Annotated in this window: 18 protein-coding genes; 16 read left to right on the top strand and 2 right to left on the bottom strand. The window is 39.6% G+C overall.

Annotation, left to right across the window (positions count from 1 at the left end; translation table 11 throughout):
* Window positions 1-127 precede the first annotated feature (127 nt).
* Window positions 128-1,603 carry a ketol-acid reductoisomerase gene (ilvC, locus tag PH4a_RS07990; RefSeq protein ID WP_129039034.1) on the top strand — a complete coding sequence of 492 codons (1,476 nt, stop codon included), beginning with the start codon at window positions 128-130 and terminating at the stop codon, window positions 1,601-1,603.
* Between the two features lie 299 nt (window positions 1,604-1,902).
* Window positions 1,903-3,924, top strand: a complete 2,022-nt coding sequence (gene rep, locus PH4a_RS07995) for a DNA helicase Rep (RefSeq protein ID WP_129039036.1) — start codon at window positions 1,903-1,905, stop codon at window positions 3,922-3,924.
* A gap of 128 nt (window positions 3,925-4,052) precedes the next feature.
* Here rep and gppA read toward each other — a convergent pair whose 3' ends face one another.
* Complete coding sequence (gene gppA / locus PH4a_RS08000; protein ID WP_129039038.1) at window positions 4,053-5,561, bottom strand: guanosine-5'-triphosphate,3'-diphosphate diphosphatase; 1,509 nt, start codon at window positions 5,559-5,561, stop codon at window positions 4,053-4,055.
* Between the two features lie 3 nt (window positions 5,562-5,564).
* Complete coding sequence (gene rhlB / locus PH4a_RS08005; protein WP_129039040.1) at window positions 5,565-6,863, bottom strand: ATP-dependent RNA helicase RhlB; 1,299 nt, start codon at window positions 6,861-6,863, stop codon at window positions 5,565-5,567.
* A gap of 119 nt (window positions 6,864-6,982) precedes the next feature.
* On the opposite strand from rhlB, the gene trxA reads away from it, so the two are divergent.
* The 14 genes from trxA (at window position 6,983) to wecG (ending at window position 22,447) form a co-directional block, all read left to right on the top strand.
* Window positions 6,983-7,309, top strand: a complete 327-nt coding sequence (gene trxA / locus PH4a_RS08010) for a thioredoxin TrxA (RefSeq protein WP_064718546.1) — start codon at window positions 6,983-6,985, stop codon at window positions 7,307-7,309.
* 550 nt (window positions 7,310-7,859) lie between these two features.
* Complete coding sequence (gene rho, locus PH4a_RS08015; RefSeq protein WP_064718547.1) at window positions 7,860-9,119, top strand: transcription termination factor Rho; 1,260 nt, start codon at window positions 7,860-7,862, stop codon at window positions 9,117-9,119.
* Window positions 9,120-9,515: 396 nt separating this feature from the next.
* On the top strand, window positions 9,516-10,607 hold the full coding sequence (wecA, locus tag PH4a_RS08020; protein ID WP_129039042.1) for a UDP-N-acetylglucosamine--undecaprenyl-phosphate N-acetylglucosaminephosphotransferase: 1,092 nt from the start codon (window positions 9,516-9,518) through the stop codon (window positions 10,605-10,607).
* A gap of 22 nt (window positions 10,608-10,629) precedes the next feature.
* Window positions 10,630-11,694, top strand: a complete 1,065-nt coding sequence (gene wzzE / locus PH4a_RS08025; RefSeq protein ID WP_129041845.1) for an ECA polysaccharide chain length modulation protein — start codon at window positions 10,630-10,632, stop codon at window positions 11,692-11,694.
* Window positions 11,695-11,812: 118 nt separating this feature from the next.
* Window positions 11,813-12,943, top strand: coding sequence for a non-hydrolyzing UDP-N-acetylglucosamine 2-epimerase (gene wecB, locus PH4a_RS08030; RefSeq protein WP_129039044.1), 1,131 nt, complete (start codon window positions 11,813-11,815; stop codon window positions 12,941-12,943).
* Entirely contained in the window at window positions 12,940-14,202 is a 1,263-nt protein-coding gene (wecC, locus tag PH4a_RS08035; RefSeq protein WP_129039046.1) for a UDP-N-acetyl-D-mannosamine dehydrogenase, read from the top strand. Before wecB ends, wecC begins: the two co-directional genes overlap by 4 nt.
* On the top strand, window positions 14,193-15,266 hold the full coding sequence (gene rffG / locus PH4a_RS08040) for a dTDP-glucose 4,6-dehydratase (RefSeq protein WP_192876373.1): 1,074 nt from the start codon (window positions 14,193-14,195) through the stop codon (window positions 15,264-15,266). Before wecC ends, rffG begins: the two co-directional genes overlap by 10 nt.
* Window positions 15,267-15,286: 20 nt before the next feature.
* Window positions 15,287-16,168, top strand: a complete 882-nt coding sequence (gene rfbA / locus PH4a_RS08045) for a glucose-1-phosphate thymidylyltransferase RfbA (RefSeq protein ID WP_064718553.1) — start codon at window positions 15,287-15,289, stop codon at window positions 16,166-16,168.
* Window positions 16,146-16,877: a dTDP-4-amino-4,6-dideoxy-D-galactose acyltransferase gene (rffC, locus tag PH4a_RS08050; protein WP_129039048.1), complete on the top strand. Its 732-nt coding sequence runs from the start codon at window positions 16,146-16,148 to the stop codon at window positions 16,875-16,877. The genes rfbA and rffC overlap by 23 nt, the downstream gene beginning before the upstream one ends.
* Window position 16,878: 1 nt before the next feature.
* Entirely contained in the window at window positions 16,879-18,009 is a 1,131-nt protein-coding gene (gene rffA / locus PH4a_RS08055) for a dTDP-4-amino-4,6-dideoxygalactose transaminase (protein WP_129039051.1), read from the top strand.
* Between the two features lies 1 nt (window position 18,010).
* Window positions 18,011-19,267: a lipid III flippase WzxE gene (wzxE, locus tag PH4a_RS08060; RefSeq protein WP_129041847.1), complete on the top strand. Its 1,257-nt coding sequence runs from the start codon at window positions 18,011-18,013 to the stop codon at window positions 19,265-19,267.
* Window positions 19,264-20,349: a TDP-N-acetylfucosamine:lipid II N-acetylfucosaminyltransferase gene (locus tag PH4a_RS08065; protein ID WP_129039053.1), complete on the top strand. Its 1,086-nt coding sequence runs from the start codon at window positions 19,264-19,266 to the stop codon at window positions 20,347-20,349. Before wzxE ends, PH4a_RS08065 begins: the two co-directional genes overlap by 4 nt.
* Complete coding sequence (gene wzyE, locus PH4a_RS08070; protein WP_129039055.1) at window positions 20,346-21,710, top strand: ECA oligosaccharide polymerase; 1,365 nt, start codon at window positions 20,346-20,348, stop codon at window positions 21,708-21,710. The genes PH4a_RS08065 and wzyE overlap by 4 nt, the downstream gene beginning before the upstream one ends.
* Window positions 21,710-22,447: a lipopolysaccharide N-acetylmannosaminouronosyltransferase gene (gene wecG, locus PH4a_RS08075; RefSeq protein ID WP_129039057.1), complete on the top strand. Its 738-nt coding sequence runs from the start codon at window positions 21,710-21,712 to the stop codon at window positions 22,445-22,447. Before wzyE ends, wecG begins: the two co-directional genes overlap by 1 nt.
* Window positions 22,448-22,496 lie beyond the last annotated feature (49 nt).

Below are 22,496 nucleotides of genomic sequence, written 5' to 3' on the forward strand. Positions count from 1 at the left end.
CAACATCATCTTGTAAATATATCAATTTAAGCAATGGCTTTCATCCCCTATAGTGAAGTTATGCAACACCTCACAGAGAGTGAGGATAAAAATAGCAAACACATACACAACGATTTTGGAGTCACTTATGACAAACTATTTTAATACATTAAATCTGCGTCAGCAGTTATCGCAATTGGGTAAATGCCGCTTTATGTCGCGTGACGAATTTGCTGATGAAGCAAATTATCTGAAAGGCAAAAAAGTCGTTATCGTGGGCTGTGGCGCACAAGGCCTGAACCAAGGTTTAAATATGCGTGATTCAGGTTTAAATATTGCCTATGCGTTACGCCAAGAAGCTATCGATGAAAAACGTGCATCATGGCGCCGTGCAACTGAAAATGGTTTTGAAGTAGGAACTTATGAAGCGTTGATCCCTCAAGCAGATTTAGTTGTTAACTTAACACCAGACAAACAACACTCAGTCGTTGTTCAAGCTGTTCAACCTTTGATGAAATCAGGTGCGGCATTAGGTTATTCACATGGCTTTAATATTGTTGAAGTGGGTGAGAAAATTCGCGATGACATCACTGTTGTGATGGTTGCACCAAAATGCCCTGGTACTGAGGTTCGTGAAGAATATAAACGTGGTTTTGGTGTTCCGACTCTGATTGCAGTTCATCCTGAGAATGATGCAAAAGGCGAAGGCATGGCAATTGCTAAAGCTTGGGCTGCGGCAACAGGTGGTCATCGTGCCGGTGTTTTAGAGTCTTCTTTTGTTGCTGAAGTAAAATCAGATTTAATGGGTGAGCAAACTATTTTGTGCGGTATGTTACAAGCGGGTTCACTGTTATGTTACGACAAAATGGTGGCTGATGGTGTTGAACCGGGCTATGCAGGAAAACTGATCCAATTCGGTTGGGAAACCATCACCGAGGCTCTGAAACAAGGTGGTATCACCTTAATGATGGACCGATTATCTAACCCCGCAAAAATGCGTGCTTATGCGTTATCTGAGCAATTAAAAGAAATTATGGCACCGCTGTTTGAAAAACATATGGATGACATTATTTCAGGTAAATTCTCTGAAACAATGATGGCAGACTGGGCTAATGATGATAAAAACTTGCTGACATGGCGTGAAGAAACGGGTGCTAGTGCATTTGAAAATTACCCAGATTATAGCGGTACAATCAGTGAACAAGAGTACTTTGATCACGGAGTATTAATGGTTGCGATGGTTAAAGCAGGAGTTGAGTTAGCATTTGAGACCATGATTGAGGCCGGTATTATCGCAGAGTCAGCTTATTATGAATCGCTGCATGAACTCCCATTAATTGCGAATACTATTGCGCGTAAACGTCTGTATGAAATGAACGTGGTTATCTCTGATACCGCAGAATATGGTAACTATTTGTTCTCATTTGCAGCTGTACCAATGTTGAAAGAATTTATGACAACATTACAGAGCGGTGATTTAGCCAAGAATGTTCAAGATAGTGGCACTGATAATGCGCAGTTACGTGAGATTAATGAAACGATTCGTCAGCATCCTATCGAAACTGTAGGTAAAACTTTACGCGGCTATATGACCGATATGAAGAAGATTGCTGTCGGCAACTAATTTTTCAATTTTTCGTCGCTCTTTACGTGATAAGTGCGTTGGCTATGCTCGGTTACCCAAGTCACATACTAATGTATGCTCCTTGGGATAACCTCCTTTGCCGCCTTCTTCTCTCGCAAATAGCTTAGAAAAATAAGCGTAAGATCCAAATTTGTTGAAAACCGTGTTTCTTAATGAAATACGGTTTTTTGTTTTTACAGTTTGAGGGAAATTGAAAGAGGGAATGACTCAAGACTTTGGTTGGTTTCTGCTACAATTATCCCCCGTTATGTTCTTGGTTAATGAAGTTTGGAAAAAGTATGCGATTAAACCCCGGTCAGCAAAAAGCAGTGGAATATGTGTCAGGCCCTTGTTTGGTCTTGGCGGGTGCAGGTTCGGGTAAAACGCGCGTTATTACCAATAAAATTGCTCATCTTATTCGTCAATGCCGATATCCTGCAAAACAAATTGCAGCCGTGACCTTTACGAATAAAGCCGCGCGTGAAATGAAAGAGCGTGTTGCTCAAACGTTAGGTAAGCAAGAAGCAAAAGGATTAATGATCTCAACGTTTCATACTTTGGGTTTAGAAATTATTAAACGGGAATATAAAGCGCTAGGCATTAAATCTAATTTTTCATTATTTGATGATCAAGACCAATCCGCATTACTAAAAGAATTAACGGTAGATTTATTAGAAGAAGATAAAGATTTGTTATCACAGCTAAAGAGCCAAATCTCTAACTGGAAAAATGACATGCTCATACCAGAGCAAGCCGTGGGTATGGCGAGGTCGCAACAAGAACATACTTTTGCTGAATGTTTCCGTCGTTATGAGCAACATCTGCGTAGCTGTAATGTGTTGGATTTTGACGATTTAATTAGTCGGCCTACACAGCTTTTACGCTCAAATGAAGACGTTAGAGAGCGTTGGCAACAACGTATTCGCTATTTGCTGGTGGATGAATATCAAGATACCAATACCAGCCAATATGAATTAGTAAAATGGTTAGTGGGCGAAAGAGCACGTTTTACGGTTGTTGGTGACGATGACCAATCCATTTATTCATGGCGTGGGGCTCGCCCTCAAAACTTGGTTTTACTACAAAAAGATTTCCCACAATTAAATGTGGTTAAGTTAGAGCAAAATTATCGTTCTTCAGGACGTATTTTAAAATCAGCTAATATTTTGATTGAGAATAATCCTCATGTTTTTGAGAAAAAACTTTTTTCAGAGTTGGGTTATGGCGATGAACTTCGTGTATTAACGGCAAATAATGAAGAACATGAGGCTGAGCGAGTTGCTGGTGAATTAATTGCTCATCACTTTATTTATAAAACGAACTATAAAGATTACGCGATACTTTATCGTGGTAATCACCAATCTCGTGTTTTTGAAAAATATTTAATGCAAAATCGCATTCCTTATCGGATTTCAGGTGAAACCTCGTTCTTTTCACGTGAAGAAATCAAAGATATTTTGGCTTATCTGCGAGTAATAACAAATCCTGATGATGATTCTGCTTTTTTACGTATAGTGAATAAACCACGCCGTGAAATTGGGCCAATGACAATTCAAAAACTTGGTGAATGGGCAAAAATACGTGATAAAAGTCTATTTAACGCTTGTTTTGACCTTGGCTTAAGCCAAACTTTAACAGGGCGTGGTTTAAATTCACTACAAGCTTTTTCACAATGGATGTCTCGTATTGTACAAAAATCAGAGCAAGAGCCGTTATTAGCTGTGCGCGATTTGCTTCATGAAATGGATTATGAAAGTTGGTTATATGAAACCTCTAGCAGTGCCAAAGCTGCTGAGATGCGAATGAAAAATATTAACCAATTATTTTCATGGATGAGTGAAATGTTAGAAGGTAATGATCTTCACGAACCTATGACACTTTCTCAAGTTGTAAACCGTTTTACATTACGCGATATGATGGAACGAGGTGAAGCAGATGAAGATCTGGATCAAGTTCAATTAATGACATTACATGCTTCTAAAGGGCTTGAGTTTCCACATGTTTTTTTAGTGGGAATGGAAGAGGGGATATTGCCTCACCAAAGTAGTATTGATGAAGATAATGTAGAAGAAGAGAGACGACTTGCATATGTGGGGATCACCCGTGCACAGAAAACACTAACCTTCACATTGTGCAAAGAACGACGTCAATATGGTGAGTTAATTCGTCCAGATCCTAGCCGCTTTCTTTATGAACTACCACAAGATGATTTAAATTGGGATACCAATAAAAAGAAAGTGTTAAGTGCCGAAGAGAAACAAGAAAAAGGACAGGTAGGTGTGGCAGGATTAAGAGCTATGTTAGCAAGGCATAAGTCTTAAATTTTTTATATCAGTGTTACCATCAATCTAATTACATCGAGTGATATCTTAAAAGGCAAAACCCTTTATCGACTAATAGATAAGGGGTTTTGTTTTAAATTTTTTGCTTAAACACCAATTAAAATGTGTTAACCCATACGTGAACTATTTTGCTCTTCAATAATAAGAGGCCAATGGATATAGCTTTGTAATTGTATCTCTTCTTGAAGATTTTCAGCACGTAAAGGATGCTCTACAAGCCATTGATGAGGCAATGTAATTACCAATTTTTCATCCTCTGTTCGTAAACGAAGTGCTGGCAGCGTGTCATCACGGCGCCGGCTAGCAAAAATAATAGCTAGTCGTAATAAGCGGACTAATCGGTATGCCTGATTGATTGGTAACGCATTTTGGTGATTAAGTGGCGCTAAATCGATAATACCCGTTTGGTTTCTCAATAGAGAAGCTAATAGACGTCGTTGTGCTGGCGTATAGCCCGGTAAATCTAAGTGAGAAATTAGATAACTAGCATGTGATGGTGCTTGGCGAAAATCCACACTAAGGCCAATTTCATGTAGTGCGCTAGCGCTATTAAGTAACTCACGACAACGATTATCCAATTGCCAGCTTTTACTTACCTGAATAAAAAAGTGTTCGGCAAGTTGTTGAACGCGATGAGCTTGTTCGATATCGATTTGAAAACGGCGTTGAACATTACGCAATGTGCGTTGACGAATATCTTGTTCAATAGGCAAATGTAACATGCCATAAACCAAACCTTCGCGTAGTGCACCACCGGCAAGGATCATGTTTTCAATATGAAGCGTTTCAAAAATAGCGATTAAAATCGCAAGGCCGCTAGGAAAAACCAGTGCTCTTTCAAAGGTTAAACCTTCAATTTCAAGCTCTTCTAGTTTTCCACATTCAATCGCTTTATGTTTAAGATGCTCTAATTTAGGTAAGGTGATAAGTTCATCCATACCTTGTGCAATCATTATCTCTTGCAGTGCTTGAACGGTACCTGATGCACCGACACACACTTGCCAGCCTTGCTGAATTAATTTATCAGCAACAGGTGCAAGGATTGCTTTAGCGGCATCTTGAGCTTGTTTAAAATTTTCTTGTGTTAACGAGCGATCACTAAAATAGCGCTCTAACCAAGTTACGCAGCCCATACCAAGGCTCATCAATTGCGTGGTTTTAGCCCCTGTTCCTGTAACAAGCTCGGTACTACCACCACCAATATCAACAACTAAGCGTTGTTCTGCTCCGCCTGTGGTATGTGCTACACCACGATAAATAAGACGAGCTTCTTCCTCACCACTAATAACATGAATGGTATTACCTAAAATTTCAGACGCTTTAGTGACAAAAGTTTCTGCATTTTTGGCGATACGCAGTGTTGCAGTTGCAACAACTCTGATTTGGTCTGTAGGAATATCACGTAGATATTCTGAAAAGAGTTTTAGACATTGCCAGCCACGCTCCATTGCTTGTTCTGACAATTCATTCTCTTCATTTAGACCTGCTGCCAGGCGAACTTTACGTTTAACACGATAAAGAACCTGTATCGAACCTGCGATTTCACGAACAACTAGCATATGAAAGCTATTTGAACCTAAATCGATAGCAGCATAAAGTGATGAGGATTTCAGCATAATTTATGAGTGACTCTGGCGTTTAGGTCGGTTATTACGTTGAGTATTATTTCCTCTGCGAGGTGCCGTATTATTACGACGAGGCTGACCTTGGCGAGGACGATGACGACGTTTAGGTTCCGGTAATTCGGTTAACAACGCATCACTGTTATATTTACTCACAGGAATTGAGTGTTGAATATACTCTTCTATCGAAGGTAAATTCAGGGCATATTCTTCACAAGCTAAGCTAATGGAATTACCGCTGTTACCTGCGCGTCCTGTTCTTCCGATACGGTGAACATAATCTTCACAATCATCAGGTAAATCATAGTTGAAGACATGAGTTACTGAAGGAATATGTAATCCTCGCGCTGCAACATCGGTTGCAACCAAAATATCAAGATTACCTTGTGTAAAGTCTTCTAAAATACGTAGCCGTTTTTTCTGTGGAACATCACCTGTTAATAAGCCAACGCGGTGTCCATCGGCAGCAAGGTGCGCCCAAATATCATCACAACGGTGCTTGGTATTGGCGAAAATAATACAGCGTTCAGGCCATTCTTCTTCAATAAGAGTCTGAAGAAGACGCATTTTTTCTTCATTTGATGGATAAAACAGCTCTTCTTTAATGCTAAAGCCCGTTTTTTGTTCTGGTTCTACTTCAACATATTCTGGATTATTCATTTGCTCAAATGCTAATTCTCTTACACGGTAAGAGAGTGTCGCTGAAAATAGCATGTTCATTCGCTCTGCCGCGATAGGCATACGACGGAAAATCCAACGAATATCTTTAATAAAACCAAGGTCATACATTCTATCTGCTTCATCAAGTACTACAACTTGAATTGCACTTAGATTGATGTGGCCCTGCTTTACATAATCAATTAGGCGGCCTGTTGTACCAATAACGATATCAACGCCACTACTTAAGACTTTAAGTTGTTCGTCATAGCCATCACCACCGTAGGCTAGACCCATTTTAATCCCCGTGCATTGCGCAAGCGCTTGTGCATCAGAGTAAATTTGCACTGCTAGCTCACGTGTTGGAGCCATAATTAAGGCACGAGGTTGATTAGTTACGTGACCTTCTTTTGCTGGATGCGTTAAAAGATAATGAAACGTTGAAGTTAAAAATGCCAACGTTTTTCCTGTTCCTGTTTGGGCTTGCCCGGCAATGTCTTGACCTTTCACAGTGATAGGTAACGTCAATGCCTGAATTTGTGTACAATTAGAGAACCCTTTTTTCTCAAGGGCTTCTATCACTTTTGGATGCAAGGCGAAGTCGGAAAACTTCTTTTCTGTCAAATATGTTTTGCTCATAATGTAATAGAATATCAGTTATGGGTTGCATTACAAAAGTTTATCCGCTGAAATGCAGGCAGACTTTTGTTGTTTAATGTTACACTGGTACGGTCAATATTATTCTTTGGAGTAGAACAATGAGCGATAAAATCCTTCACTTATCTGACAGCAAATTCGATGCTGATGTATTACAAGCAACCGGCCCCGTGCTCGTTGATTTCTGGGCTGAATGGTGCGGCCCGTGTAAAATGATTGCTCCTATTCTAGATGAAGTTGCAACAGAATACGCAGGTAAATTAACAGTAGCGAAATTAAATATCGATGAAAACCCTGCTACTGCACCAAAATACGGTATTCGTGGCATTCCTACACTGATTTTATTCAAAAACGGTGCAGTTGCTGCAACTAAAGTGGGCGCACTGTCAAAAACTCAACTGAAAGAGTTTTTAGACGAAAATATCTAATTTGATTTAGATAACAAAAATAAAGTAGGACGTTTAGATGTTGTCGGTATTTCTGTTATTGACCGCTAGACGTCCGCTTAGAAGCATGATAAGTTAGCGCCACTTGCTTACATAATACATCGGATTTTCTTGTTTATTTGATTAGACACAATTAAATAAGTCTGAAATACTGAGTATCTCAAATATTGAACAAGTATTTGAATATAAGTAATCTGTATATAAGCAATCTGAATTCATCTAACCAGTCAAGTTGCCTTAGAATAATCTATAGTATTCAGGGAATATAAAATTTTTCCAATATGTTCCTAACCCATATGTTGAAAGTATAATCATTTCATTATTACAATGGATGTCACTTTTCTGGATATGATGCTGACTGGTCTATATAAAAGTATCATCATACACTCTAGCATTATCATTTATGTTATATACCAATGTTAGAAAATAGTAATCTGTAATTTTACACATGACGAAACTGACAGCGATTCGCTGTTATACTATTCACGTTCATAGTTCGAGAGTTACCCCGAGTTATTAAGAACCCACCATTATGAATCTTACCGAATTAAAAAATACGCCGGTATCAGAACTGATAGCACTTGGCGAAAATATGGGGCTAGAGAATCTGGCTCGAATGAGAAAGCAGGATATTATTTTCTCTATTTTGAAGCAGCATGCTAAAAGTGGAGAAGATATTTTCGGTGACGGTGTGCTGGAAATACTACAAGATGGCTTTGGTTTCCTACGTTCAGGAGACAGTTCCTACCTTGCAGGCCCCGATGATATCTACGTTTCTCCTAGTCAAATTCGCCGTTTTAACCTTCGCACTGGTGATACCATCGCAGGGAAAATTCGTCCTCCTAAAGAAGGTGAACGATATTTTGCCCTCCTAAAAGTTAATGAAGTTAACTTTGATAAACCAGAAAATGCCCGCAGTAAAATCCTCTTTGAAAACTTAACGCCTTTACATGCTAATAATCGCTTACGCATGGAACGTGGTAATGGTTCTACAGAAGACTTAACCGCGCGAGTGCTTGATTTAGCCGCACCAATTGGTCGTGGACAACGTGGTCTTATCGTTGCACCGCCTAAAGCGGGTAAAACAATGTTACTGCAAAATATTGCAGCCAACATCGCTCATAACTATCCTGATTGCGTATTGATGGTTCTTCTTATTGACGAACGTCCTGAAGAAGTAACAGAAATGCAGCGCTTAGTTAAAGGTGAAGTTATTGCATCGACCTTTGACGAACCTGCTTCTCGTCATGTGCAAGTTGCTGAAATGGTAATTGAAAAAGCGAAACGTTTAGTTGAGCATAAAAAAGACGTTATCATTTTATTAGACTCTATTACGCGTTTAGCGCGTGCTTATAACACCGTTGTTCCTTCTTCAGGAAAAGTGTTAACGGGTGGTGTGGATGCCAACGCATTACATCGTCCTAAGCGTTTCTTTGGTGCGGCACGTAATGTTGAAGAAGGTGGAAGCCTGACCATTATTGCAACTGCGCTGGTTGATACGGGCTCTAAAATGGATGAAGTTATCTACGAAGAGTTTAAAGGTACAGGTAATATGGAGTTACACCTGTCGCGTAAGATTGCTGAAAAACGTGTTTTCCCAGCGATAGATTACAACCGCTCAGGTACGCGTAAAGAAGAGTTACTCACATCACAAGACGAGCTACAAAAAATGTGGATCCTGCGTAAAATTATTCATCCAATGGGTGAGATTGATGCAATGGAGTTCCTCATTAATAAATTAGCTATGACAAAAACGAATGAAGAGTTCTTCGACTTTATGAAACGTTCATAATATTCATATAGAAAACGAGATCATTATAAAGAAAAAATGATGAAACAGTGTGCGCTATTACAAAAATAAGTAATATCACCTCAATTTATATGCTGTTAAGCTCGTTTACTTTGTGTGAATAACGATATGATAAAAACGCCACAATTTTTGTGGCGTTTTTTTATATGGATTATTTATTGATTGCAAGAGATGAAACCTTAATCTTGGTACATATATTGCATGTTTATTATTTTTGATAAAAATAGCGGTGGCATCAATGTAAATAGTTAAGGAAAACTTATTATTGATGAAGGGTGGTGGGTTACTGAGTTAACTCGTCGTGGTACAGGCTGGAAAAGAATAAAAAAACAATGGATGAGTAAATAACCAGCTATATTTATTATAGAGAACAGTACTGTGGATATACTAAAAATGAGCACAAGTGTTTTATATGTGTTCTTATTTTCTTTCGCATTTTTATTTGTTGCACGTAAAATCGCAAAGAAAATTGGACTCGTGGATAAACCTAACTATCGTAAACGGCATCATGGATTGATCCCTCTTGTAGGCGGGATATCAGTCTATTTTGGTATTGTTTTCGCATTCTATATTTCAGATTTATATATTCCTAATAAGGAACTTTATCTGGCATGTGCGGGACTTTTAGTTTTTGTTGGTGCCTTAGATGACCGTTTTGATATTAGTGTAAAAATAAGAGCGACAATTCAAGCATTTGTGGGGATTGCCATGATGGTGTGGGGAGGATTGAAATTAGATTCTCTCGGTCATGCGTTTGGTCCTTGGGATATGCATTTAGGACCTTTTGGCTATATTGTTACTCTCTTCGCTGTTTGGGCTGCAATTAATGCTTTCAATATGGTTGATGGTATTGATGGACTATTAGGAGGCCTTTCTTGTGTCTCTTTTGGCGCTTTAGGTATTTTGTTATATCAAAGTGGTAACTCAGCCCTTTCATTCTGGTGTTTCTCCTTTATTGCCGCGATCTTACCTTATATTTTATTAAATTTAGGCGTGTGTGGTAAAAAATTCAAAGTCTTTATGGGTGATGCGGGTAGTACACTTATTGGTTTTACCATTATTTGGTTATTGGTTTCATCAACACAAGTCGAACCTCATCCTATTAATGCGGTTACTGCGTTATGGATAATTGCTATTCCTCTTATGGATATGGTGGCAATTATGTATCGCCGTTTACGTAAAGGAATGAGTCCTTTCTCACCAGACCGCCAACATATACACCATCTTATTATGAGAGCCGGTTTTACTCCTCATCAAGCCTTCATTCTAATTACGGTAGCGGCGGCCTTATTAGCGGCAATTGGTATTATTGGCGAAAACCTATCATTTGTGCCTGAATGGGTAATGTTGGCATTATTCTTGCTTGCATTTGTAATGTATGGTTACTGCATTAAACGCGCGTGGCGAGTCGCTCGTTTTATTAAACGACATAAGCGTCGCCTACGTAAAGCAACACAACTTAAGCATTAATAAGCAGAGGTTTTGTAACGTGATGAACTCGGAAAATAACGCTTCCCGACAAGGTGTTTCACCTGATAATGAACTCGATATTCGGGGTCTTTGTTGCACACTTTGGTCAGGAAAAATTTGGATTATAGGGTTCGCTCTGCTTTTTGCTGTTGTGGCTCTCGGTGCATCTTATTTGATGCAACCGAAATGGAGTGCTCTCGCAATGACAGAGAAACCGACAGTTAATAACTTAGGTAGTTATTACTCTCAGTCTCAATTTTTACGTAATCTTGATACACAAATTAATCCTTCAACGTTTAATTCATCATTGAGTATTTCAGATGAAGCTTACCAAGAGTTTATTACTCAAATAGCCGCTTTTGATACTCGTCGTGAATTTTGGTTGCAAACAGATTACTACAAGCAACGTAAAGAGAGAGACGAGCAGGCAAATGCCGCGCTATTGGACGAGTTGATTAACAATATTCAATTTATACCAGCAGATGAGAAAAAGTTGGTTAATGATCAACTAAAATTAATTGCTGAAACCTCGAAAGAAGCCAGCCAGCTATTAAACGAATACATTGCTTTCGCTAATAAACGCGCTTCAACTCATCTTAATGAAGAGGTGATTGCGGCTTGGGCAACCAGAACACAATCGATGAAAGCATTAGTTAAACGTCAAGAAATGGCAGCTCGTGCTGCTTATCAACGTCAGATTAATTTATTAGAGCAATCAATGAAAATTGCTGAGAAACAAGGAATTTCTCAAAAACAGACATCGATTGCTATGGATGAGTTACCTGATTCTAAGTTATTTATGTTAGGTGTTCCGCTTTTACAGTCGCAGCTAGAAACCTTGATTGCTACGGGGCCAGATTTTGATAGCGATTATGATCAGAATACGGCAATGTTAGCGACCCTCGCTGTTGGTGCAAAATTACAAGATAACTTCCAAACTTACCGTTTTTTACGTACACCTGAAGATCCGGTGAAACGAGATAGCCCGCGTCGTGCCTTTATGATGGTACTTTGGGGTGCTATTGGTGTTTTAGTAGGAGCCGGTGTTGCACTGACAAGACGTAAGCCATTAAAAAATAATAATTAATTTTATCTGTTATGACAATAACGAGGCATCAGGTGTATCTGCACCTGATGTGCTGAGAATAAGGGCATATTGCTTTCCCAAAAATAAGCAATATAACAATGAAAAAAAGAGAGCCACTGTGAAAGTGTTGACTGTTTTTGGCACACGCCCTGAAGCGATAAAAATGGCACCTTTAGTGCACGCTTTAGCAAATGATAATTCGTTTGAAGCAAAGGTATGTGTTACGGCCCAACATCGAGAAATGCTTGATCAGGTATTAAATCTTTTTGAGATCCAGCCAGATTATGATCTCAATATTATGAAACCAGGACAAGATTTAACTGATATTACTTGCCGTATCTTAGAAGGGCTAAAACCTGTTTTAGCTTCATTTAAACCCGATGTTGTTTTGGTACATGGTGATACAACAACGACGATGGCTGCGAGCTTAGCGGCGTTCTATCAACGAATTCCCGTTGGTCATGTTGAAGCTGGGTTACGCACTGGTAATCTTTACTCACCTTGGCCTGAAGAGGCAAATCGGACAATTGCAGGACATCTTGCAATGTATCACTTTGCTCCTACAGACACAGCAAAACAAAATCTTATTCGGGAAGCCGTTGCTGATAAGAATATTTTTGTTACAGGAAATACCGTGATTGACGCACTCTTTTGGGTGAGTAATCGAGTCATGGGAAACCAAGTGCTACGTGATGAGCTTGCTGTTCACTATCCATTTATTCAGCCAGACAAAAAAATGATCCTAGTTACGGGTCACCGTAGAGAGAGTTTTGGTGGTGGATTTGAACGTATTTGCCAAGCATTAGCTGAAATTGCACTGGCACATCCTGATGTTGCAGTGGTTTATCCTGTCCATCTTAACCCCAATGTCAGTGAACCGGTTGAACGAATCTTGCATGGTATTGAAAATATTAAATTAATTAAGCCGCAGGATTATCTACCATTTGTTTATTTAATGAATCATGCCTATCTTATTTTAACTGACTCAGGTGGGATCCAAGAAGAAGCACCTTCATTAGGCAAACCCGTTCTTGTGATGAGAGATACCACAGAACGCCCAGAGGCAGTTGAAGCAGGTTCAGTTCGTTTAGTTGGAACTGATACTAAACGGATAGTAAGTGAAGTAACTACTTTATTGACAGACGAAAACGCGTATCACCAAATGAGTAAGGCAACAAACCCTTATGGTGATGGTCATGCCTGCCAACGTATTCTTGAAGCATTGAAAAAAAATCAGGTGACATTATGAGTTTTGAAACTATTTCTGTTATCGGCCTCGGCTACATTGGTTTACCTACTGCGGCAGCTTTTGCCTCTCGCAAGAAAAACGTCATCGGTGTTGATGTTAATCAGCATGCTGTTGATACCATCAACAAAGGTCAAATTCACATTGTTGAGCCTGATCTTGATAAAGTGGTAAAACAAGCCGTGGAAGAAGGTCATTTAAAAGCCTACACCACACCACAACCTGCTGACGCTTATCTTATTGCGGTTCCAACCCCGTTTAAAGGTGATCACGAGCCAGATTTAGCTTATGTAGAATCTGCTGCGCGTTCTGTTGCTCCTGTGCTTAAAAAAGGTGATTTAATTATTTTAGAATCCACATCACCTGTGGGCACAACAGAACAAATGGCAGAATGGTTAGCGCAGGCACGTCCTGATTTAACTTTCCCACACCAACAAGGTGAAGATGCTGATATTGATATCGCTTATTGCCCAGAGCGTGTATTACCGGGACAAGTAATGATTGAGCTTATCCGCAATGACCGTGTTGTGGGAGGTATGAACCGTAAATCGTCAGAGCGGGCTAGCGAATTATATAAAATTTTCCTTGAAGGTGAGTGTGTTATCACTAATGCGCGTACCGCAGAGATGTGTAAGCTGACTGAAAACAGCTTTCGAGATGTTAATATCGCATTTGCCAATGAATTATCATTAATTTGTGCTGATCAAGATATTAATGTTTGGGAATTGGTTAGTTTGGCAAACCGTCATCCTCGCGTAAATATTTTACAACCAGGCCCAGGTGTAGGCGGACACTGTATCGCTGTTGATCCTTGGTTTATCGTGTCACAAAATCCAAAACAATCTCGCTTAATTCACACTGCACGTTTAGTTAACGACGGTAAACCAGTGTGGGTTATTGATCAGGTAAAAGCGGCGGTTGCTGATTGTCTAACTGAAACTGGAAAACGTGCTAACGAAATTAAAATCGCATGTTTTGGTTTGGCATTTAAACCCAATATCGATGATTTACGTGAAAGCCCAGCGATGAATATTACTCAACAAGTGGCAAATTGGCACAGTGGAACGACTTATGCTGTTGAACCGAATATTCACGAATTGCCGACTAAACTGAAAGGTATTACAGAATTAGTGTCTACTGAACAAGCATTAAAAGAAGCAGATATTGTGTTAATGCTGGTCGACCATCAACAGTTTAAAGCGATTCCGGGCAGCAAAGTAACGCAAAAATGGATTGTAGATACCAAAGGAGTATGGCGTTGAAACGCATTCTAGTTACAGGTGGAGCCGGTTTTATCGGCTCTGCTGTTGTTCGACATATTATTGATGACACCACAGATAGTGTTGTTGTTGTAGACAAACTGACTTATGCCGGTAATCTTGAATCATTAACAACGGTTGCAACCAGTGATCGTTATGCTTTTGAACAGGTAGATATCTGCGACAGAGCAGCACTGGATCGTGTATTTGCGCAATATCAGCCGGATGTCGTGATGCATTTAGCCGCTGAAAGTCATGTTGATCGTTCTATTGATGGCCCTGCGGCATTTATTGAAACCAATATTGTGGGTACTTACACGTTATTGGAAGCGGCTCGCCACTTTTGGCAAGTTTTGCCAGAAGAAAAAAAGAGTGCATTCCGTTTTCACCATATCTCAACAGATGAAGTGTATGGCGATTTAGACGGCACGGATGATTTCTTTACTGAAACTACACCTTATGCACCAAGTAGCCCTTATTCTGCATCTAAGGCCTCTAGTGATCATTTAGTTCGTGCGTGGTTACGTACTTATGGCTTACCAACTGTCATTACGAACTGCTCGAATAACTATGGTCCTTACCATTTTCCTGAAAAATTAATCCCATTAATTATTTTAAATGCGATTTCAGGCAAGCCATTACCTGTTTATGGTAAAGGTGAACAGATCCGTGATTGGCTCTATGTTGAAGATCATGCTCGTGCGCTGTATTTAGTCGCAACAACAGCACAACCGGGTAAAACTTACAATATTGGCGGACATAACGAACGCCGTAATATTGATGTGGTTAAAACAATTTGTGATCTATTGGAAGAGTTGTATCCAACAAAACCCGCAGGCGTTGAAAAATACGTGGATTTAATCACATACGTGAAAGACAGACCTGGTCATGACCTGCGTTATGCCATTGATGCTGCAAAAATTGAAGCCGAATTAGGTTGGGTTCCACAAGAAACCTTTGAATCAGGTATTCGTAAAACAGTGCTGTGGTATTTAAATAACCAGACATGGTGGCAACGCGTTCTCGATGGCTCTTATGCGGGTGAACGTTTAGGGCTTGGAAACTGATTGAGTAAAAAGGATAGATGATGAAAGGTATTATTCTGGCTGGTGGCTCTGGTACGCGATTACATCCAATAACGAAAGGGGTGTCGAAGCAGTTGTTGCCTATCTATGATAAGCCAATGATCTATTACCCATTATCTGTGCTGATGTTAGCAGGTATTCGAGATATTTTAATTATCACCACACCTGATGACCTCACCTCATTCCAACGTTTATTGGGTGATGGTTCTGCTTTTGGGGTTCATCTTCATTATAAAGTTCAACCTTCACCTGATGGATTAGCCCAAGCCTTTATTTTAGGTGATGAATTCATTGGTGATGACCATTGCTGTTTAGTGTTGGGTGATAATATCTATTTTGGCCAAGGATTTAGTCCAAAACTAAAACAAGTTGCTCAGCGTGAACGCGGTGCTACGGTCTTTGGTTACCAAGTGATGGATCCTGAACGATTTGGTGTTGTTGAATTTGATGATGATTTTCGCGTGTTATCGATAGAGGAAAAACCCGAAAAGCCTAAATCTAACTGGGCTGTTACTGGGCTTTATTTCTACGATAATCGAGTGGTGGATTTTGCAAAACAAGTAAAACCCTCTATTCGTGGAGAGCTTGAAATTACCTCTATCAATCAAATGTATCTGGAATGCGGCGAGTTAAATGTTGAACTTTTAGGCCGTGGTTTTGCATGGCTTGATACAGGTACTCATGACAGCCTAATTGAAGCTAGCACCTTTGTTCAAACTGTAGAAAAACGTCAAGGATTCAAAGTGGCTTGCCTTGAAGAGATTGCTTGGCGTAATGGTTGGCTAACTGACGAGCAAGTAAGAGAAAGCGCTAAATCACTGTCTAAAACGGGCTATGGCCGTTATCTACTGGATTTATTACATGTCCGTCCTCGCCAATATTAATCATTTAGAGTGGGAAAGTGAGTTTTTTTCCCTTAAAACTGGGCGTCTTGAATTTAGCCCTCAGGCGCCTGTTTTAACACATAAACAACTTGATGAATTCGGTGTGGTTCATGCCAAAGTTGCATCACATAAATTATCTCTAATTGATGAATTGAGTCACTTTGGTTTTCGATTTGCTGAAGGTGAAATCGATTTCAAACTCTTAGTTGGCACAGAAAATGCTACAGAAAATAGTTGCAAACAAGTAACGGCGCAAACATCACAATTTCGAGAAGCAAATGAAAGCGACATCGATTTATTGATGACAACTGCTCGCGAAGTTTTTGTACAAAGCCGTTTTAGAACCCCTTGGTATCAACCTGATGATAGCGGTCGTTTTTATGCGCTATGGGTGAAAAAAGCTGTGTTAGGCACTTTTGATAACACCTGCTTATTGACGATTGATAGCAATAACAGAGTCAGTGGTTTTGTTACTTTGCGCCGAGTTTCAGAGAGTGAAGCAAGAGTGGGCTTACTTGCTGTAATGCCCAATAGAACAGGACAAGGCATCGGTAAGCAACTGATGTCGGCAGCGAAGTTTTGGTGTCAACAACAAGGTATTTCAACCCTGTATGTTGCAACACAGATCAGCAATATTGTAGCTTCGCGTTTATACACACACAGTGGTGCTTTAATAGAGAGTACCACCTATTGGTTATACAGGGGATAATATGATTCCGTTTAATAAACCACCCGTTGTCGGCACAGAATTAGAATATATGAAACAAGCTATGGAAAGTGGCAAACTCTGTGGCGATGGCAACTTCACAAAAAAATGTGAAAAGTGGTTAGAAGAACAATTTCATTGTCATAAAACACTGTTAACACCATCTTGCACTGCATCGTTAGAAATGGCTGCTATCTTATTGGATATCAAGCCTGGCGATGAAGTCATCATGCCTAGTTTTACCTTTGTTTCGACCTCTAATGCTTTTGTATTACGCGGTGCTACTATCGTTTTTGTTGATATTCGTCCAGATACCATGAATATTGATGAAACAAAAATTGAAGCGGCAATTACCAATAAAACTCGTGCGATAGTTCCTGTCCACTACGCTGGTGTAGCGTGTGAAATGGACACTATTATGGCGATAGCTAAAAAACATAACTTGTTTGTGATTGAAGATGCGGCACAGGGTGTGATGTCTACCTATAAAGGTAAGGCACTTGGCACTATTGGTCATATTGGTTGCTATAGTTTTCATGAAACTAAAAACTACTCATCAGGTGGTGAGGGTGGTGCCACCCTGATTAATGATCCGGCCTTAATTAATCGTGCCGAGGTTATTCGTGAAAAAGGGACTAACCGCAGTCAATTTTTCCGCGGTCAGGTAGATAAATACACATGGCGCGATATTGGCTCGAGTTATTTAATGTCTGATTTACAAGCAGCTTATTTATGGGCACAACTTGAAGAAGCCGAGAAAATTAATGAACGCCGCCTTGCATTTTGGCAGATTTATTATGATGCATTAACGCCATTAGCAGCCAAAGGTTTATTAACGCTGCCAGTGGTTCCAGAAGGGTTAGAACACAATGCACATATGTTCTATATCAAACTGAAAGATATTGAACAACGTACTGAATTTAATGAATATATGAAAGAACACGGCGTATTAACCGTATTCCACTATGTTTCATTACATACCAGCCCTGCAGGTATGGAGTTTGGTCGTTTTGATGGTGAAGATATTTTCACTACAAAAGAAAGTGAGCGTTTAGTTCGTTTGCCGATGTTCTACAATATGACAGAAGAAGAACAGCAGGCTGTTATTGGTCATATTCGCGGCTTCTTTGCCTAATATGTCATTAGCTAAAGCATCTATTTGGACTGCCGGATCAACCCTAATAAAGATTGGGGTTGGTCTGCTAGTTGTAAAATTACTTGCAGTTTCTTATGGCCCTTCAGGGGTTGGGCTTGCGGGTAACTTTCGTCAGTTAATTACTGTACTTGGTGTGTTATCAGGTGCGGGGATCTTTAATGGCGTTACAAAATTAATAGCACAATATCAAGATGATGCAACTCAACGTAAAAATGTGTTGGGTACATCATCATCAATGATTTTGCTGTTTTCAACGCTTTTAGCCATCCTATTTCTTCTTTTTACAGTACCAATTAGCCGAGTTTTATTTGGTGATGATTATCAGCAATATCAAAATATTGTAAGAGCAGTTGCTTTTATTCAAATGGGTATTGCTTACACCAACTATTTTTTAGCAATTTTAAAAGGTTATCGTGATGCATCGGGTAATGCACTGGCGATTATCGCCGGAAGTTTAATTGGTGTTGTTGCATACTATTTATGTTATCTCTTTGCTGGTTATCATGGTGCGTTAATTGGGCTTGCGCTAGTCCCTGCGTTAATACTCTTTCCTGCTACTGCTATATTATTAAAGCGTAAGCGCTTTGCGTTGAGTGAGCTTAGGCCACGCTGGGATAAAGCGATAGCGAGCCATCTTGGTAAATTCACCATTATGGCAATACTAACCTCAATTACCTTACCTGTTGCTTATATCATGATGCGTAATCTTTTAGCTGAAAATTATAGCTGGGATGAAGTCGGTATTTGGCAAGGCGTGAGCAGTATTTCAGATGCTTATCTACAATTTATAACAGCTTCTTTTTCGGTTTATTTGCTACCTACGCTTTCTCGTTTAACGCAAAAAAGTGATATTGCAAAAGAAATCATTAAATCATTGAAGTTTGTCCTTCCAGCCGTTGCTGTTGCTAGTTTTATGGTGTGGTTACTGCGCGATTTTGCTATTTGGTTGCTGTTTTCAGATAAATTTACTGCAATGAGTGATCTTTTTGCATGGCAATTAGTTGGGGATGTTTTAAAAGTCGGTTCTTATGTATTTGGTTATTTAGTTATCGCAAAGGCAGCTTTGCGTTTTTATATTCTCACTGAAGTAAGCCAATTTGCTTTGCTAACGCTATTTTCCCGTTGGCTAATTCCTGAGCATGGTGCATTAGGTGCTGCTCAAGCCTATATGGCGACATACATTATTTACTTCTTTCTCTGTAGTTCTGTTTTCGTTATTTATTGCAGGCGCAAATGACAACTTTGATTTACGTACTAGGCTCAGATATTGTGCATCATAACAGCACAATGCTACGTTTTTTTAATGACCACCTCGTGACTGAGGCGGCGTTAACGTATAAACCTCGTTTTATCGTTGCCAGTAAAGATAGTGCTCTTCAAGCGCACTATCCTGCTTTAGAAATTGAATGCTTAGCAGATAAACAGCAGGTGGCACAGCGCGTCATTGCCCTAGCTAAAGCAGATAGAACCCAGCGATTTCTCTTTTTAGGGCAATTCAATGCGCCTATTTGGATGGCGTTGCTAATGGGTAAAATTAAACGCGACCAATTTTGGTGGCATATTTGGGGCGCTGACCTTTATCAAGATTCAAAACAATTAAAATTTAAGTTGTTTTATCTCTTGCGCAGATTGGCTCAAAAGCGTGTAGGACGCGTGTTTGGTACGCGGGGTGACCTTAACTACTTTGCGCAATCTAACGTGAATATTCCTGCAAGTTTGCTCTATTTCCCAACCCGAATGGATCCTAGACTTACGGTTATTGAGAAAAAGGGAATTAATGAGCAGCAAATTACTATTTTGCTCGGTAATTCTGGGGATAAATCTAACCGTCATATTGATGCGCTAAATGCGATAGCGGAACAATTTGGTCAACGAGCTAAAGTGATTATTCCAATGGGCTATCCTGAAAATAACGATGCCTATATCCAAGATGTTTCTCAAGCTGCTGATGAATTGTTTGTAACAGGTAACGTAGAGATACTACGTGAAAAACTGGCCTTTGATGATTATCTGGCTTTACTGAAAACCTGTAATTTGGGTTATTTTATTTTCCATCGTCAGCAAGGCATTGGTACGTTGTGTTTGCTTATTCAATTCGCCATTCCTTTTGTTATCAGCAGGCAAAATCCATTCTGGCAAGATTTAACTGAGCAGAGTGTGCCTGTATTTTTTTCTGGTGATAAGCTTGATGTGCCATTAATTGAAGAAGCCCAACGTCAATTATTAATGTTAAATCGTGATGAGATTACTTTCTTCGCCCCTAATTTTACGCAGGGCTGGAAACAATTAATTGAGATGAGCACAGGAGAGCCGCAATGACATTGGCGGAATTAGGCGGACTCACGCTTGTCTATTTTATCTCCTTGGGTTTTATTTTATTGCTGACCTATCAAGAGTTTCGTCGGGTTCGCTTTAATTTTAATGTCTTTTTTTCCATGCTCTATTTGTTGACCTTCTATTTTGGTTTTCCTCTTACCTGTATGCTGGTCTTTCAGTTTGATGTGGCGGTTGTTCCCGTCGATGCGCTACTACATGCGTTATTAGCCTCTACAAGCTTCTATGCGATTTATTATGTAACTTATAAGGTTAGGCTAAGAAAACCTACTAGTGGCCCATCTAGGCCGTTATTTACGATGAATCGAGTAGAAACCAATCTAACCTGGATCCTGTTAGCGCTTATTGCCTTTGTGACTGTAGGAATTTTCTTTTTACAAAATGGTTTCTTACTGTTTAAGTTAAAAACCTATAGCCAAATTTTTTCTAGTCAGGTTTCTGGCGTTGCGCTTAAACGGTTCTTTTACTTCTTTATTCCTGCAATGCTGGTGGTCTATTTCTTAAAACCAACGCAACAGCGCTGGATTTTCTTTTTATGCGCCACCGTTGGTTTTGGTATTCTGACTTACATTATTGTTGGTGGAACACGCGCTAATATTATTATCGCTTTTGCGCTGTTTTTATTTATTGGTATTGTTCGTGGCTGGATAACGCTATGGATGCTGATTGCCGCGGGTGTTATGAGTATTGTAGGCATGTTTTGGCTGGCATTAAAACGCTATGGGCTTGATGTTAGTGGTGCTGAAGCATTTTATACCTTTTTATATTTAACGCGTGATACTTTCTCACCTTGGGAAAATCTCGCACTATTATTGAATAATTACGACAAAATAGAGTTCCAAGGTTTGGCTCCTATCATTCGTGATTTTTATGTCTTTATTCCTTCTTGGGTATGGCCAGAACGTCCTGACGTTGTTCTTAACTCAGCCAACTACTTTACGTGGGAAGTGTTGAATTATCATGCTGGACTAGCGATTTCCCCGACTTTAATCGGATCACTCGTTGTGATGGGAGGGGTTGTATTTATTCCATTAGGTGCGGTTGTGGTTGGGCTTATCATTAAATGGTTTGATTGGCTTTATCAGCAGGGCGTAAATGAATCCAATCGCTACAAATCAGCCATATTACAAGCATTTTGTTTTGGTGCTATTTTTAACATGATAGTGCTGGCGCGAGAAGGTGTTGATTCTTTTGTCTCTCGTGTTGTCTTCTTCTGTCTTATTTTTGGTTTATGTTTAGTTTTTGCAAAACTACTCTACTGGTTATTTGAGAGTGCGGGATTAATCCGTCACTATGTAACAAGCCAAATGGGTAATAAACCTCGTTTAGAGAAAAAGGAAAAGTAATGGAATCGAATTCAATTCCGAAGTATTCAATCCGCGGACATAGCATCTGGGGATTTCGAGATATGAAACATTTTCTGGATTATCTTTATGAGGATACGCAAATTAAGAGTGGTTCACTCATTGCGCTTAATGCTGAAAAAATTCTTAATGCTGAGACGAATAGTTCTTTGAATGAGCAGTTAAAAGAGGCTGATTATCTCTATGCTGATGGAATTAGTGTCGTACGAGGTATTCGCCGTAAATATCCAGAAGCTCAAGTCTCGCGTATTGCTGGTGCTGACTTATGGGAAGCATTAATGGAAAGAGCAGGTAAAGAAGGAACGCCTGTTTTTTTAGTGGGTGGTAAGCCTGAGGTTTTATCCCAAACAGAAGATAAACTGAAATCGCAATGGAACGTTAATATAGTCGGGAGTCAGGATGGTTATTTTACACCACAAGATAGAGATGCTTTGTTTGAGCGTATAAAAGCTTCTGGTGCGAAAATTATTACTATTGCGATGGGCTCCCCTAAACAAGAGTTATTTATTCGTGCATGTCGTGAAATTCACCCAGATGCGTTATATATGGGTGTTGGTGGCACTTATGATGTTTTTACTGGGCACGTTAAAAGAGCGCCTAAGGCGTGGCAGAACCTTGGTTTAGAGTGGTTATACCGTTTATTGTCACAACCAAGCAGGATTAAACGTCAATTTAAGCTATTAAAATTTGTCGGTTACTACTATTCCAATAAATTATAAGACTAGAGAACCCGTTTTTATTAGGTTTAATGTATTAATGTAGAAATAA

It is taken from the genome of Proteus hauseri (assembly GCF_004116975.1).
Lineage (GTDB): Bacteria > Pseudomonadota > Gammaproteobacteria > Enterobacterales > Enterobacteriaceae > Proteus > Proteus hauseri.

What these genes read in the sequence shown, in the direction of transcription:
- ilvC (WP_129039034.1), top strand. Translation starts at nt 128, where the DNA reads ATGACAAACTATTTTAATACATTAAATCTGCGTCAGCAGTTATCGCAA.
- wzzE (WP_129041845.1), top strand. Translation starts at nt 10,630, where the DNA reads ATGAACTCGGAAAATAACGCTTCCCGACAAGGTGTTTCACCTGATAAT.
- rffC (WP_129039048.1), top strand. Translation starts at nt 16,146, where the DNA reads ATGTCCGTCCTCGCCAATATTAATCATTTAGAGTGGGAAAGTGAGTTT.
- rho (WP_064718547.1), top strand. Translation starts at nt 7,860, where the DNA reads ATGAATCTTACCGAATTAAAAAATACGCCGGTATCAGAACTGATAGCA.
- rfbA (WP_064718553.1), top strand. Translation starts at nt 15,287, where the DNA reads ATGAAAGGTATTATTCTGGCTGGTGGCTCTGGTACGCGATTACATCCA.
- gppA (WP_129039038.1), bottom strand. Translation starts at nt 5,561, where the DNA reads ATGCTGAAATCCTCATCACTTTATGCTGCTATCGATTTAGGTTCAAAT.
- rffG (WP_192876373.1), top strand. Translation starts at nt 14,193, where the DNA reads ATGGCGTTGAAACGCATTCTAGTTACAGGTGGAGCCGGTTTTATCGGC.
- wzxE (WP_129041847.1), top strand. Translation starts at nt 18,011, where the DNA reads ATGTCATTAGCTAAAGCATCTATTTGGACTGCCGGATCAACCCTAATA.
- trxA (WP_064718546.1), top strand. Translation starts at nt 6,983, where the DNA reads ATGAGCGATAAAATCCTTCACTTATCTGACAGCAAATTCGATGCTGAT.
- rhlB (WP_129039040.1), bottom strand. Translation starts at nt 6,863, where the DNA reads ATGAGCAAAACATATTTGACAGAAAAGAAGTTTTCCGACTTCGCCTTG.
- PH4a_RS08065 (WP_129039053.1), top strand. Translation starts at nt 19,264, where the DNA reads ATGACAACTTTGATTTACGTACTAGGCTCAGATATTGTGCATCATAAC.
- rffA (WP_129039051.1), top strand. Translation starts at nt 16,879, where the DNA reads ATGATTCCGTTTAATAAACCACCCGTTGTCGGCACAGAATTAGAATAT.
- wzyE (WP_129039055.1), top strand. Translation starts at nt 20,346, where the DNA reads ATGACATTGGCGGAATTAGGCGGACTCACGCTTGTCTATTTTATCTCC.
- wecC (WP_129039046.1), top strand. Translation starts at nt 12,940, where the DNA reads ATGAGTTTTGAAACTATTTCTGTTATCGGCCTCGGCTACATTGGTTTA.
- wecG (WP_129039057.1), top strand. Translation starts at nt 21,710, where the DNA reads ATGGAATCGAATTCAATTCCGAAGTATTCAATCCGCGGACATAGCATC.
- rep (WP_129039036.1), top strand. Translation starts at nt 1,903, where the DNA reads ATGCGATTAAACCCCGGTCAGCAAAAAGCAGTGGAATATGTGTCAGGC.